The organism is Pseudomonas cichorii (assembly GCF_003700275.1).
GTDB classification, from domain to species: domain Bacteria; phylum Pseudomonadota; class Gammaproteobacteria; order Pseudomonadales; family Pseudomonadaceae; genus Aquipseudomonas; species Aquipseudomonas cichorii_B.
In genome coordinates this window covers 37,729-52,198 of record NZ_RBRE01000010.1, presented here as the reverse complement: position 1 = coordinate 52,198, position 14,470 = coordinate 37,729, and the positions used below count along the sequence as shown (strand labels likewise).

Below are 14,470 nucleotides of genomic sequence, written 5' to 3'. Positions count from 1 at the left end.
ACCGACCGTCTATAAACCCTGCCCTGCTAGCTGAAAGGGGTTTTCCGTTTCCCGGTCGTAGTCCACCAGATGGCCGTAGTCGAGGCGATAGACCCGGTCGGCAACATCGAAATAACGGTCATCGTGGGTGATGGCAATCACCGTCTTGCCGGCCGCTTTCAGTTCGGGCAGCAGGTCGTTGTAGAACACATGCCGGAATACCGGATCCTGATCCGCCGCCCACTCGTCCAGCAGGAACACTTCCCGGCCCTCCATCATCAGCATCAACAGCGCAAGGCGCTTGCGCTGGCCCATGGACAAGGCAGTGGTCGACAGTCGCCCGGCAGCGAACTCGACTTTATGAGCCAGGCCCAGACGTTCGAGGTAATGATCCACCCGTGCCTCAAGCCCTTCATGATTACCCGCTTCGCCGAGCACATCGGCGAACAGATAGAAGTCGGCAAAGATGGCCGCGAAATGCTCCCGGTGCCATTCGCTGGTGGCCGCATCGAGCACCACACCATTGAGTGAAACCTGTCCCGAGGTCGGCACGTAGAGCCCGGTCAGCAGCTTGGCAAGGGTCGACTTGCCACTGCCATTGCCGCCAACAATGAAAATCAGCTCGCCACGGCGAATCGACAGATCGATGGGTCCCAACTCGAACGCAAACTCGTCATTCTGTCCCGGATAACGGTAAGCCACGTTCGACAGGCGCAACTCGCTGAAGGCTTGTGCCGCCTGCTCCGGGGCCTTGAACTGTACCGTTTCGCCCAATGCCAGGGCATCGATGGCCTGCAAGGCGACATGACCGCGAATTACCGCAGGAATGGCGTCGAGAATCATCGAGATCGGTGTGCGCAGGAACATGATCGCCAGCACATAACCCACCACCACCTGCTGGTTCAGCCAGCCCAGCCCCTGCCCCAGGAAGAACAGCGTGCCGATCAACACGAATACCAGCAGGGTCGTCCAGTTGAGGTTGATCGCCCACAGGGTATCTGCCCGCACCGAAGCATCCAGCGAAGCCCGTGCAATCGGCTCAAGCTTGTGCTGATAAAGCTGGTGCCGACGTTCACGGCTCAGGCCCAGTTCGCAACGCCCATGAATGGCCGCCTCGAACTGCTCGGTCAACTGATCATCCTGCTGACGGACAGCCTGCATCAAGGTCTTGACCTTGCGGCCCAGCAACACATCGAGGGCGACCCCGAAAGCAATCACCGCCAGGGTCAGGAAAAAGAACGGCAGGCTCAGCCAGGCCATGTACGCCAGACCTGCCAGTAGCAGCAAGCCGTTGTACAGGGAAATCGGCAGTTGCTTGAACGCCGTGGCGACGGTGGTCACGTCCTTGGTCAGCGCGTTGTAGATGCGCGGGCTGCCCAGGCGCTCGATGCGCTCCAGGGCCGTACCCAGCACCTTGCCCACCAGACGCAGGCGCAACTGGTAGACCAGCCGGTGACCGATCTGCACCAGCAGCCACTGCGAGGTCACGCCGCTGATAAACAACAGCACCAGCAGGCCGGCGAAAACCAGCAAGGCCTGGCCGATGTTGCCAGGACCCTGTTCCAGACTGCGATTGATGTAGCCGATCAGGCCGATACTGGCCGCCGCACTCAAGGCACTGCTCAGCACCGCAAGAAAAATGCGCCACCGAGCGTTATGCAGCAGTTCTTTCAATAGAATCATGACGCCGATACCGCCTTGGCAGAGGTTTCCAACAATAAAGGCAGCAGGTTTTCGGCCAGTTGCGGCTCGCCGAGTATCTGCTGATGGCTCACGTCCAGTGTCCACTGGCGAACAGCCTGCCGCGTATGGGCTTGCCACTGGGCGCGCAAGTCACCATGGGCATTGCCGCGCCACAACCAGACCGGCACATCGACACTGGGCAGTGTCTGTTCATACAGACGGGTCTTGATCGAGCGATATTGCCCAAGCAGCGCAAGCAGATCGGCATCGGCCGCTTCCCATTGCAGATGCGCCCGCACCTGGACATCGTCGAGCAGGCGGGTGACGCCTTCGGCATAGTCATGACCGGCCAGCAGTCCGGTCAGGCGCTCGCGCAGCGATTCGCCAAGTGGTTGCGCGTGGCTGCGGCAATAGAAGGCAAAGTCGGCAAGCAGCTGTCCGGCATCGTCGCCCTCTCCGGCCAGACTGCGCTGGGCGTCGTGATCCACGACCACCAGTCCGGCAACATTGAAGCCGCTGGCTTGCAGATGCGGCACCAGCAGCAGGGCCAGGCGCGACGCCAGGCTCCAGCCGAGCAGTACCAGCGGGCGCTGCTTCAACTGAGCGGGAATGCTCGCCACGTACTGCTGCAACAGCGCGCTCATGTCATCCTCGTCCCAGCCTTGCTGCACGGCAGCCAGGCCGAAGACCGCGACTTCACTGCGCAGATTGTCCACCAGTGGCTGATAGGCCTGCAGATGCCCTTGCGCGCCATGCACCAGCAGCAAGGCTGGCGCGTTTTCATCCGCGTCGTTCAAGACTTTCCAGGCCCCGTCGCTGTCGCTGCTGCCCAGGCCACGCACCAGTTCACGCACGGTATGGCGCTCGAACAGCAGGTTGGTCGGCAGGTTGAGTGCCAGTCGCTCACGCAGCAGCGAGATGACCTTGATCGCCGCCAGCGAGTGACCGCCAACCGTGAAGAAGTTGTCGGTCACACCCAGATCGTCGACACCCAGCACTTCGCACCAGATAGCCAGAATAGCGCTTTCCAGCTCACCGACCGGCGCCACACGGCTGTTTTGCAGGCGCTGTCGGGCACGCTCCAGCAGGTTTTTGCGGTCCAGCTTGCCATTACTGTTCAATGGCAGGGCCTTCAGGGCGAAGATACCGCTGGGCAGCATGTAGTCCGGCAACTGACGGGCCAGGCTGGTACGCAGTTGCTCGGTGCTCTCGGACCCGGCGTCGTCCTTGACCACAAAGGCCAGCAGGCGCGCCTGATCACCCTGCCCGTCCAGCAGGACCGCCGCCTGCTGAATCCCCGGCTGGGCCAGCATGGCCTGTTCGACTTCCGCCAGTTCCAGGCGAAACCCGCGAATTTTCACTTGCTGATCATTGCGGCCAAGAATGCGCAGCGCGCCATCGGCCTGGCGCAAGGCCAGATCGCCGCTGCGATACAGGCGACGGCCACTGAGCGAATCGACAGCAAAGGCATGGCTGCCGACATCGCCGACATAACCACGGCCGACGCTGGCGCCACTGATACACAACTCTGCGGCCTGCCCAGCGGGCACCGGCCGTTGTTGTTCGTCGAGCAACTGGATGCAGTTGTCGCCCAGCACCTGGCTCAGGGCAGTACCCGCCACGCCCTGCTCAAGATCAATGGCTTGCCACAGCACACCCACCGTGGTTTCGGTGGGGCCGTAATGGTTGTACAGACGGCAGGCCGGTTGCACTTGTGTCAGTCGCGTCAGCAAATGCTCCCCGATGGGTTCGCCGCCCAGCACCAGTACCTTGCGCGGCAGAATCCGCTCTGCAGCCTGCTCGCCCATCAGAGCTTCAAGATGCGAAGGGACGATCTTCAATACGTCCAGTGGATGGCGCTCAAGCTCTGCGGCAAATGCCTGGGCATCGGTCACAGTCGACTGCTCCAGCACATGCACGCAACCGCCCTGCAGCCAGGCCGGGAACAGCACGGTATTGCCCAGATCGGCCAGCAACGAGGAAACCAGCCCGTAATGTCCGCCTTCGGGCAATTGCAGCGCCCGGGTCACTTGCGTGGCGTAATGCCGCAACTGGCCCTGCTCGATCTGCACGCCTTTCGGCTTGCCGCTGGTGCCCGAGGTGTAGAGCACATAGGCCAGGTCCTGTGCCGCGGCCGACAGCGGCGTGTCGAATAGCGGGCCGTTACTGGCTTCTGACCAGCGCAGCATGGTGATCGCGGTTTCCGGCAACAGGCCGTCCATATGCAGCAGCAATGCCGGACGGGCATCATCGAGAATCCCGGCCAGGCGCAGCGGTGGCTGTTGCGGATCCAGCGGCAGATAAGCCGCACCGACCTTGAAGCAGCCCAGCATCGCCACCAGCATTTCTGCGCCACGTGGCAGATACAGACCGACTAGTTGTTCGCGTCCGACCCCGGCCTGATGCAGGCTGCCGGCAACCCGGTCGCTCAAGACATCGAGTTCGGCGTAGGAAAAGGTCTGCCCGGCATAGCGCAGCGCCGGGCGATCCGGTTGGGCCCGGGCGTGCGCGCGCAAGCAGGCGACAATATCCAGATCCGCTTCCAGTTCCGGGCGCACCGACATTGCCTGCATTTCTTCGGGCAAACGTGGGTCGAAAGCATTGATCAGCCCATTGGGCGACTGGACCAGTTGTTCCAGCCAGTGGCCAAAGCGCTTGAGCAACATCTGCATCTGCTCAGTGCGGTACACGCCGCGATCATAAGCCAGCGCCAGTTGCCCATTGCCCTGGGCATCGAGAGTCAACTGTACTTGCAGCTCTACCGGCGTATCGAAGGACAGTACCTGCACGCCATGCAACTGCGCAGCATGCACGACCCGCAGTCCGCTCTGGAAACTGGCGCGCCATTCCGGCAACAGCTGCGCCTGGCCGACATATTCCTGCCACTCGACGGCGTTTTCCAGCTGTCGCTCCAGTTGCCGGGCCAGGTTGCTCAAGGTGCTGTGCTCGGAGATCTGCACCACCATCGGCAAGGTCTGCTCGAATACGCCGTAAGCGCCCTGTAATTCCTCATAGTTATCGCGAGGATCGTGCTGCAAGCCCAGTTGGCCATGAACCTGGCCGTTGAGCCTGCCCAGCAGCGAACCCCATGCGGCGAGGACCAGTTGCTCGACGTTCACACCTTCGCGCTCGGCCAGCGCGGTCAATGCCATCGGCAGTGTCTGCGCCAGTTCCTGCGCAACCACGGCATGGCTGCCACTGGCGATGCCATAACGTTCGATCAGGCGCATGCCCGGCACGTCCTGCAAGGCCAGATTGCGCCAGAACTGCGCGCCCTGCTCGGCATCCTCGTCCAGTTGCAGGCCGTTGATCCACTCGACATATTCGCCGTACTGCATGGGCTCGGCTTCCAGTGCCGCGCCCTGCCCCAGCAATTCGGCGCGCAACTGAACCAGGCTGCGCGGGTCCAGCGAATAGACCGGCACAGCCAGCAGCAGGCAATCGTCGAGCAGCCAGGCCAGCACGTCCGGTTGCTGCGTGCGGCACTGCTGTTGTGCCTGCTCCAGCCACTGCTGTGCATCATGGCCGTCGCTGGCCTGCGCCTGATGCCAGTCCAGACGCACTTCATGAGCCTGGGCAACACGCTGCCGCAGACCGGTTGCACCCAGCGGACGCTCATAGCGCAGGCGCAGGGCTTCATGTCGCTGCAGACAGACGCGCAGGCGTTGCTCGATCACGCTGGCGGCAACACCCGCCAGTTGCATGCGTACCCAGCGCCAGGCCTGTGGATTGGCCTGGGCCAGCTGTTTCTGTTGCGGTGAAAGCGTTAATCCAAGATCCATCATGGGTTCAACTCTGCGTGAGACTCTTCGGTCTGCGCCGGGGCAGCCATTACCTGATCACGGCCATAGATCTCGCCCATGGCCACCACAATCTTGCGCTCGCCATCGAATGGATCACGGGCGTGCGCCGCCAGCATGTTGTCGAGCATCACCACATCGCCCTGCTGCCAGTCGAAGCGCACTGCACAACGGTCGTAGGCGGCGTTTATCGCCTCGATGGCGCTTTCTTCAAGCTCCGAGCCGTCACCGTAGAACACCTGCCTTGGCATGTTCGCCTCGCCATCACGCAAGAACTGCTCGCGGATATCGGCATCGAGAAAGGCCGGATGGTACAGCTGGATCTGGTTGAAGAAGCTTTCCTCTCCGGTTAACGGATGCAGGATCACCGCCGGGCATACCTGACGGGTATGCAGGTCGTTGGCACCGCGCCACTCGAACTGGATATTGCTCTCCCGGCAGATACGCTCGACCTCGGCGCGATCTTCGGTCTGGAAGAAATGCTGCCAGCTGACGTCCAGGCTGGTGCTGAAATTGCGCACATACATCAGTTGCTTGCGGCGCAGGTTCGCCTGCAGCCAGGCCGGCAGCTCCCGGTAGACCTCGCGGCTGTCGACAATCGGCGTCGCGCCGCCGGAAGTGGCCGGGATCTCACAGTAGAACCACTGGCGGCGCGGCCAGCGATGCTGATGCGCGCTCTCGTTGTGGAACAGGATCATCCGGTCCTTGGGGTATGGCGTGGACTTGTAGATGTTCTTGCCGCCTTCCTTCTTCGGCAAGTCGCCATACTGGCCATACAGCTGCGGGCACAGGGCCTGGCAAAAAGTCTCGAAATCGACCGGGGTCGGCAGATCGAAGCCACGGAAGAGAATCCCGCCATGCTCGCGCAGCCAGTTCTCGACCTTGTCACGGTTGGCTTCGGCCCAGATGGCCGGTGCCAGCTCACGATCCCGCAAGGTGACCAGCAGCGGGAATTTCGAGCCTTCGCGCAGCGGCCGGGCTTCGATGGGCTCGCGAGCGATGGGCGAACCGCTCTGGCGCATCTTGCCCAGTTTGCTCATCTTGCGTTGCACCGGGTTGTCCGTGGACATTGCTGCAGCTCCCTTTACAGTCGGAATCAAGGTATCGATAGGGTTGTCAGGTGCGCCGAGGGCCATGCCCAGCAGCGTCTCGAAAGCATCGCGCAGGCGCTCGACCGTGGCCTGTCGGAACAGGCTGGTGCGATACACCCAGCGCAGGCTGATGGCATCACCGTCTTCGCTGGCGAACAGCGCCATGTCGAACTTGGAGTGATGCTGCTCGCCGGTCAGCGGCTCGACCTGCAGATTGCCCAGCCGGCGCTGCTGACGCGGCGTGTTGTCGAGGACAAACAGGGTCTGCAACAGCGGATGCAGATTGGCCACCCGCGGCAGTTCCAGGCACTCGACGACCCGCTCGAATGGTGTGTCCTGCCAGGCGAAGGCCTGCAGGCAGATCTCCCGTACTTGCAGCGCCTGCTCGCGGAAGCTCAACTCCGGTTGCAGGCGGATCCGCAGGGCCAGCAGGTTGACGAAGAAGCCGATCAGCGATTCGGTGGCTGGATGATCGCGGTTCGCTACGTCAGTGCCGATGACCAGATCACGGCCTTGTGTCTCGCGTTGCAGCACCGCGGCATAGCAGGTCAGCAACAACATGAACGGTGACGTGCCGCTGTCCCGGGCAAAGGCTTTCAGGCGCTCGACCGTACTGGCCGACAACTGGAAGTCCAGCGCCGCGCCAGTGCCGGTATCACGCTCCGGACGCGGAAAATCGAATGGCAATGGCACCTGGGCCGGAATCCCGGCCAGGGTACGGCGCCAGAAATCCAGACCTTCACGCTGACGCAGTTGCACGGCAGGCGAACCTTGCCAGACCGCGTAGTCGACGTACTGGATCGGCAGCTCGCCCTGTGTCGGCTGCAAACCGGCACTGTAGGCTTCGTAGCCTTGAATCAGCTCATCGACCAGCACCGCGCCGGACCAGCCATCGGAGGCAATATGATGCATGACCAGTTGCAGCACATGCTCCTGCTGATCAATCCGGTACAGCACCGCCCGCAATGGCGCCTCGCTGCCCAGGTCGAAAGGTCGCAGCGCAATCTCGCGGGCCTGGCTCGGCCACTGTGCTTCGCTCGACTCCTGTACTTGCAGCTCTACCGCCAGTTGCTGGTGAATCCGTTGACGCAATTCGCCTGCCTGTTGCTGATAAGTGGTGCGCAGAATCGCATGGCGGCTTACCAGGCGTTGCAATGAACGTTGCAGCGCCTGGCTGTCCAGTTCACCGCGCAAGCGTACGTTGCTGCTCATGTTGAAGCTGCTGTCGGTCAGATCCAGCTGTTGCATCAGCCAGACTCGCTGCTGTGCCGACGACAAGGGCTGATCCAGTTGCTGATCGACATGCGCAATGTTCAGCGCGCCGAGGTCCAGATGCTGCGCCAGGCCTTCGATTCGCGCTGCGAGTTCAGCCAGTACCGGAGTTTCAAACAACCAGCGCAACGGCACTTCAAAGCCCTGCTCACGCAAACGTCCGCGCACCTGAGCGGCCATCAGCGAATGCCCGCCCAACTGGAAGAAATGCCCATCGGCAGGAATCTGTTGCCGTTTCAACACAGCAGCCCAGACATCGGCCAGCATGCTTTCGCTGGCCGACAGCGGACGCTGTTCGGCGCTGGCAGTGGCAACGTCCAGTTGCAGGCGTGGCAACTGTTTGCGATCCACCTTGCCGTTGGTGTTGAGCGGCAACTGCTCCAGCGCCTGCAGATGCGTCGGCAGCATGTAGACCGGCAAGCGTGCTTGCAGGTAATCGCGGATCTCTGTTGTATCGGGCGGGCTCTCTGTTTCTGCTACCCAGAAAGCTGCCAGATGCTCGCCTTGTACGGCCACCACCGCCTGCAATACTTTCGGATGACTGAGCAGCACTGCCTCGATTTCGCCCAGCTCGATACGGAAGCCGCGCAGTTTGATCTGATCGTCCGTGCGGCCCAGGTAATACAGCTGCCCGTCGGGCTGCCAGCGCGCAAGATCGCCGGTGCGGTACAAGCGCCCGCCATCGACACTGAACGGATCGGCAATGAAGCGCTCGGCGGTCAGGCCAGGCTGCCCGGCATAACCTCGGGCCAGGCCTTCGCCAGCGATATAAAGCTCGCCGACGCAACCGGTCGGCACTTCGCACAAATGCTCGTCGAGAACGTGGCAACGGGTGTTGAGCAACGGCCTGCCAATCGGCGCGACCGCCAGTTGCAGTTCATCGATGGGCGTCTGGGTCGACCACACCGTGGTTTCGGTCGGGCCGTAAACGTTGACCAGTTGCGCCACGCACTGGCGCAATTCACTGGCCATTTCTGCCGCCAGTGCTTCACCACCGGCCAGCGCCACACGCCCGGACAGCACCTGGCGATCACCCTGCAACAGCATCGCCCAGGTAGCTGGCGTGGCCTGGATCAGATCCACAGCCTGGTCCTTGATCAGTTGCGCGAGCAGCACGGGATCCTGACGCTGTTCATCGTCGGCCAGCACCACAGTGCCGCCGCGCACCAGCGGCAGGCACAGCTCCAGACCGCAAATGTCGAAAGTGACAGTGGTCAGGGCCAGATAGCGCTGCACGTTGTCCAGTGGCAACGCCTGCTCCATGGCCAGCAGGAAGTTGGCGAAGTTGCCACGACTGATCTGCACACCCTTGGGTTGCCCGGTGGAACCCGAGGTATAGAGCGTATAAGCCAGTTGCTGCAGGTCTGTGCCCAACGCCGGAGCCTGTGTCGGGAACTGCGACAGCGGCAGATCGGCCCACAGCCAGCAATCCAGTGATTCGGGCAAATCCGCGGCCCGCGCATCGCAAAGCAGCAGTTGCGGGCGTGCCCGAACGAGAATCTGTGCCTGACGTGCCGCCGGATGGCCAGGGTCGAGGGGCAGATACAAGGCGCCGGCCTTCTGAATGCCCAGCATGCACACCAGCAGCCTTTCATCCCGTGGCAGGCAGAAAGCAACCGTCGACTCGTGACCGACACCTTGCGCCTGCAGCCAATGGGCCAGGCGATTGGCCTGGGCATCCAGTTCTGCATAGCTCAGGCGACGATCCGCGCAATACACCGCGACGCGCTCGGGATTGACCGCGGCCTGCACTTCAAAGCGAGTCACGAAGTCCGCCTCGCAAGGCAAGTCCATGGCCTTGCCCGCCGTGTCCAGGGCAGCAACCGAGTTTAGCGGCACTTCCAGCAGACGCTGCTCAAGGTCGAGTCGGGTCAGGCTGGCGAGCAATCCCTGGTAATCCTCCGCCAGCCGCCGGGTGGTGCCGGAGCTCAGCAGTGCAGTCGCGTACTCGACAATCAGCCGGGTACTGGCCTCGGCACCACGGCCCTGAGTGAACAGGTTGAAAGTCAGGTCGAACTTGGCGCTGACCACGCCGTCCGGCAATGCCAGCGACTCCACGCTGACGCCCGGCAGGCTGAAGCTGCGCAAATCGCCGTGGTCGATCTGATAGTTGAACAGGTTCTGGAACACCGGGGTGCGATCCAGATGACGCTCGAAATCCAGCTTGTCCAGCAGTTGCTCGAACGGCAACTGCTGATGAGCCAGATCGTCGGCCAGTTGCCCGCTCAGGCTTTTGATAAAGGCTTGCAGGCTTTGCCGGGCATCGATCTGCACCCGATGCGCCAGGGTGTTGACGAACAGGCCGACCAGCGCCTGACCCGCTGCCGACTCACGTCCGGCTACCGGCAGGCCGATGGCAAAATCCGTGCGCCCGGCATGTCGCCAGAGCAACAATTGATACGCGGCAAAATACATCACGAATGGCGTGACACCCAGCGCTCTGGCCTGGGCGTCGACAGCTGCACTCAATGAGGCGGGCAGGACAAACTCGTCACGGGCACCGGCGTAGGCCTGCACCGCCGGGCGCAGATTGTGGTCGGGCAGTTCCAGAGGTTCGTTGCCCAGACCTTGCAGGCGTTGTTGCCAGTAGTCGAGTAATTGCTGGCCATGCTCGCCTTCCAGGTGCTGGCGTTGCTCCTGGATCAGTGGCAACAGGCCGCTTGGCGCAGGCGTTGGCTGATCCTGATAGATAAGGGCAAAGTCCTGGACCAGCAGGCCCATGGACCAGCCATCGACGGCAATGTGATGGACATTGAACAGCAGACGGTAATCGTCGGGCGCCACACCAAACACATCGATGGCCAGCAATGGCCCGTTCACCAGATCAAAGGCACGTCTCGCCGCCCTGGCAATCGCTGCCTGTTGCTCCGACTCGTCCAGACCACTGAGGTCATGCACATTGAAGATCGGCGCGCCGCTCTCGTCCAGACGTTGCCAGACCTGGCCTTGCTCTTCATGGAAGCGGCAGCGCAATGCTTCATGGCGCTGGACCAGTGTCTGGCAAGTGCGTTGCAGTCGAGCCAGATCCAGATTGCCGCGCAGGGCCAGCAACTGGGTGACGTTGTACGCCGTTTCCGCCGGGTCGAGCTGCTGCATGAACCACACCCGTTGCTGGGCGTGGGACAAGGGTTGCCGTTGTTCTTCAACCTGTACGGGCTCTGGCGCGGCGGCAGCCGGTGCGGCTACAGGTTTCAGTACGCCAACCAGTTGCCGGGGCGTCGGGTGTTCCAACAGTTGCCGTGGCATAAGGCGTAATTGGGCCTGGCGCAAACGAGCGATCAGTTGCAGGCTGAGGATCGAGTCGCCACCTGCGGCAAAGAAATCGGCATCCGGCCCGAGTTCCGGTTGCTCAAGCAACTCGCGGAAGGCCGTGAGAACGCTAAGCAAGGCTGGCTGCATACGACAGTCGACACACAGCGCCATGTCGGCCAGGGTCGGATTTTTCAGCACATCCCGCGGTTGCAGCTTGAGCCCTTGCCGCGAAGCCATGCCGATCAGTTGCAGGCTGAGAATCGAATCGCCGCCCAGCGCAAAGAAATCATCGTTGCGTCCGACCTGCGCGCAACCCAGCACCTGACACCACAGTTGTGCCAGGCGCTGCTCCGTATCGCCCAGCGGCGGCTGAGTGGATTCGCCGGACGGCTCACCTTCAGCGGGCTCAGGCAAGGCCCGGCGATCCAGCTTGCCATTGGCGGTCAGCGGCAGCGTATCCAGCGTGAACCAATGCGCGGGCAGCATATGCTCCGGCAACTGACGTTTAGCTTCGGCTTGCAGTTCTGCCAGAGTCTCGGAGCTCAGGGACGGGCTCAGGTAGGCCAGTAATTGCATGCGCCCCTTGACCTCCGCGGCCAGTACCGCGCCTTCGCGCACCTGAGGCTGGGCAGTGAGCCAGGCACTGACCTCGCCCGGCTCGACCCGGAAACCACGAATCTTGACCTGATCGTCCTGCCGTCCGAGAAATACCAGATGCCCGTTGCGTTGCAGACGAACCCGGTCGCCGCTACGGTAAAAACGTTGCCCTGCGCTCGTCGAACCGAATGCGTGCTCGGTCAGTTGCGGCTGCCCGAGGTAACCCTGGGCAACCTGGGGGCCGGCGATCAACAGCTCACCGGCGACACCGACGGGCACGCTAACGCCATTACCATCGACGATGCGCAACTCGGCGTCGGCCAGCGGCTGGCCCAATGGCAGGTACTGGCCCGCTTCAAGGTCGTCGAGGCTGTGGATTTCGCCACAGATCACCCCGACAGTGGTTTCCGAAGGGCCGTAGTGGTTGAAGATGCGCAGTTGTGGTACCAGTTCCCGCACCCGTGCGAACAAGGCCTGATCGAAGCCCTCGCCGCCAAGAATCAGAACCTCTCTGGGCAGCACGCGACGGGCATCGTCCAGGGCCAGCAAACCGCGCAGATGCGAAGGTGCGATTTTCAGGCAGTCCACAGGCTGTTCGTCGAGGAAGTCGGCCCAGCCCGGTGGATCGAACGTCAGCGACGCGGGTGGCAGTACCAATGAATCGCCAGCATTCAGGGCGGCGAATACGCAGGTCAGGCCCAGATCCGCAGCCACGGTCGCCAGCGTCGCCCAGCGGCTGCCCGGTTTTGCCTGCAAGCGTTGGCCGACAGCGTTCGCGTAATGCGCCAGGTTGGCATGGGTGACCAGCACGCCTTTGGGCTGGCCGGTGGAACCCGAGGTATAGATCAGATAAGCCGGCAGTTGCGGCTGACTGAGGCTTTCGGTCAGTTCAACGCTGCCGTCAAGCGACCAGTCGGCTGCGCCCAGCACCAGACGCGCAATATCGATACCGGTTTGCGGCGCTTCGTCCAGGGCCAGCAACAGGCTCGCGCCGCTGTCCTGCACTAACTGCGCAAGCCGCTGCGGCGGTTGGGCCGGATCGAGAAACAGGCAGACCGCACCGCGCTGCCAGCAGGCCAGGGTCGCCAGCAATTGTTCGGCGCAACGCGGCATGCACAGCGCGACGACTTGGCCCGGAGCAACCCCCTGCCCGGCCAGACGCTTGGCCAGCACGCACGAAGCCGCGCCAAGAGTGGCGTAGTCGATGCGCTGCCCGACGCTGCACAAGGCTGTCGCGTTCGGTGTATGGGTTGCCCAGTGCTGCACTTGCTGGTCCAGCGGCACCGGGTTCAAACCCAGCGCCGAACCGCGCAGCTCGCTCGACGCCGAAACCAGTTGCAACTCACCCAGACGACGCTGGGGATGGCTGGAAGCCTCGCGGAAAATTGCCAGCAAGTCGTCGAGCATCTGCTCAACGGTGGCTGCATCGAACAACTCGTCGCTGTATTCCAGTTCGCAGCGCAGACGCGAATCGGCAGTACGCACCATGCGCAGCGTCAGGTCGAAGCGTGCATGGCGCTGCGGCGGGTCGAGCACTTCGACAGCGACACCGGGCAATTCAAGGGTACGACTTGCAGGCAGGTCAACCTGGACAAACATCACTTGAAACAACGGGTTGGAGCGTGAACCTTGAAGACTTTCGAGGACATTCTCGAACGGCAGCAACTGATGATCGAAGGCTCCCGCAACCGTGTCGCGGGTGCGCAATAAGGCGCTGGCGAAATCCGGGTTGTCTTGCAGCCGTTGGCGAATCACCAGGGTGTTGAGCAACGGGCCGATCAAGGGCACCAGTTCCGGACGATCACGCTGGGCTGCCGAAGTACCCAGGCACAAGTCGTTCTCACCGCTGTAGCGCGACAGCAGGCAACTGAATGCAGTCAGGCCGTAGATGTACAGCGTTACCCCGTGCTTGCGAATCGCGGCTTCGACCGCAGCGGTCAGCTCCGTCGGCAACTCCCGGGCCAGCACCGCGCCGCTGTGGCGCCGTTGCGTGGCTGCGGGCCGGGGCCGATCCAGTGGCAAGGACAATGCCGCGGGTGCATCGTCCAGTTGAGTGCGCCAGAAATCGATCTGTTGCTGGCAATTGTCGCTGTCCAGCCATTCCTGTTCCCAGGCGGCATAGTCGGCGTACTGAATGCTCAGTTCCGGTTGCCGGGCGGGCTCACCCACGGCGAGCGCGCGGTAGGCTTCGGCCAGTTCCAGCGTGAGTTGCTGGGCCGACCAGGCATCGTAGGCCACGTGGTGAATGGTGAAAAACAGCCAGGTCGACTGCCCTTGCGCATCACTGAACGCCTGCCAGCGCCACGGCGCCGATTGCGCCAGATCAAAGGGTTCGGCGAGCTGGCGCGCATACTCGTCGGCACACCATTGCTCGTACTCAGATGCATCCAGGGTCAGCGGCTGTACCTTTGGCAGCGGCACTTGCAAGGCTTCGCAATGCGGCTGCAACTGCCCCTGGGCATCGGTGCTGTAACGGGTGCGCAGAATCTGGTGGCGATCGGTCAATTGCTGCATGGCCTGTTGCAGACGCTGACCATCCAGGTCGCGGTCGAAACGCAGCACCGAGCACAGGTTGTAGAGCGCCCGGCTGCTCAGGGCTTCTGCCGAGAGAAAGCGGCGCTGCGCCTGGGCCAACGGCAGGCTCTGACCTTCGCCAGGCACCGCGGGCACGATCGGCAGACGCCAGCTATCGATGCCCTTCTCGGCCAGACGCTGACGGAAGATCTTTTTCTTGTCCGCAGGCAAGGAAGCCAGTCGCTGCGCAATTTCCAGGAACGCTTGTTGCGTCATCGCACT

The 14,470-nt window shown here is 62.5% G+C and carries 3 protein-coding genes; all 3 read right to left on the bottom strand.

Going from position 1 to position 14,470, the window contains the following annotated elements; genetic code table 11:
- Positions 1-9: 9 nt before the first annotated feature.
- From ALQ04_RS02165 to ALQ04_RS02155, 3 genes are read right to left on the bottom strand one after another with little or no spacing between them, the layout of a single operon-like run.
- On the bottom strand, positions 10-1,662 hold the full coding sequence (locus tag ALQ04_RS02165) for a cyclic peptide export ABC transporter (protein ID WP_122314216.1): 1,653 nt from the start codon (positions 1,660-1,662) through the stop codon (positions 10-12).
- The gene (locus ALQ04_RS02160) at positions 1,659-5,447 is read right to left on the bottom strand and encodes a non-ribosomal peptide synthetase (protein ID WP_122314214.1); all 3,789 of its coding nucleotides are present in this window, start codon (positions 5,445-5,447) and stop codon (positions 1,659-1,661) included. The genes ALQ04_RS02165 and ALQ04_RS02160 overlap by 4 nt, the downstream gene beginning before the upstream one ends.
- A complete protein-coding gene (locus ALQ04_RS02155; protein ID WP_183142086.1) occupies positions 5,444-14,464 on the bottom strand; it encodes a non-ribosomal peptide synthetase in 9,021 nt (3,006 codons plus the stop codon). Before ALQ04_RS02155 ends, ALQ04_RS02160 begins: the two co-directional genes overlap by 4 nt.
- Positions 14,465-14,470: the final 6 nt, after the last annotated feature.

What these genes read in the sequence shown, in the direction of transcription:
- ALQ04_RS02165 (WP_122314216.1), bottom strand. Translation starts at nt 1,662, where the DNA reads ATGATTCTATTGAAAGAACTGCTGCATAACGCTCGGTGGCGCATTTTT.
- ALQ04_RS02160 (WP_122314214.1), bottom strand. Translation starts at nt 5,447, where the DNA reads ATGATGGATCTTGGATTAACGCTTTCACCGCAACAGAAACAGCTGGCC.
- ALQ04_RS02155 (WP_183142086.1), bottom strand. Translation starts at nt 14,464, where the DNA reads ATGACGCAACAAGCGTTCCTGGAAATTGCGCAGCGACTGGCTTCCTTG.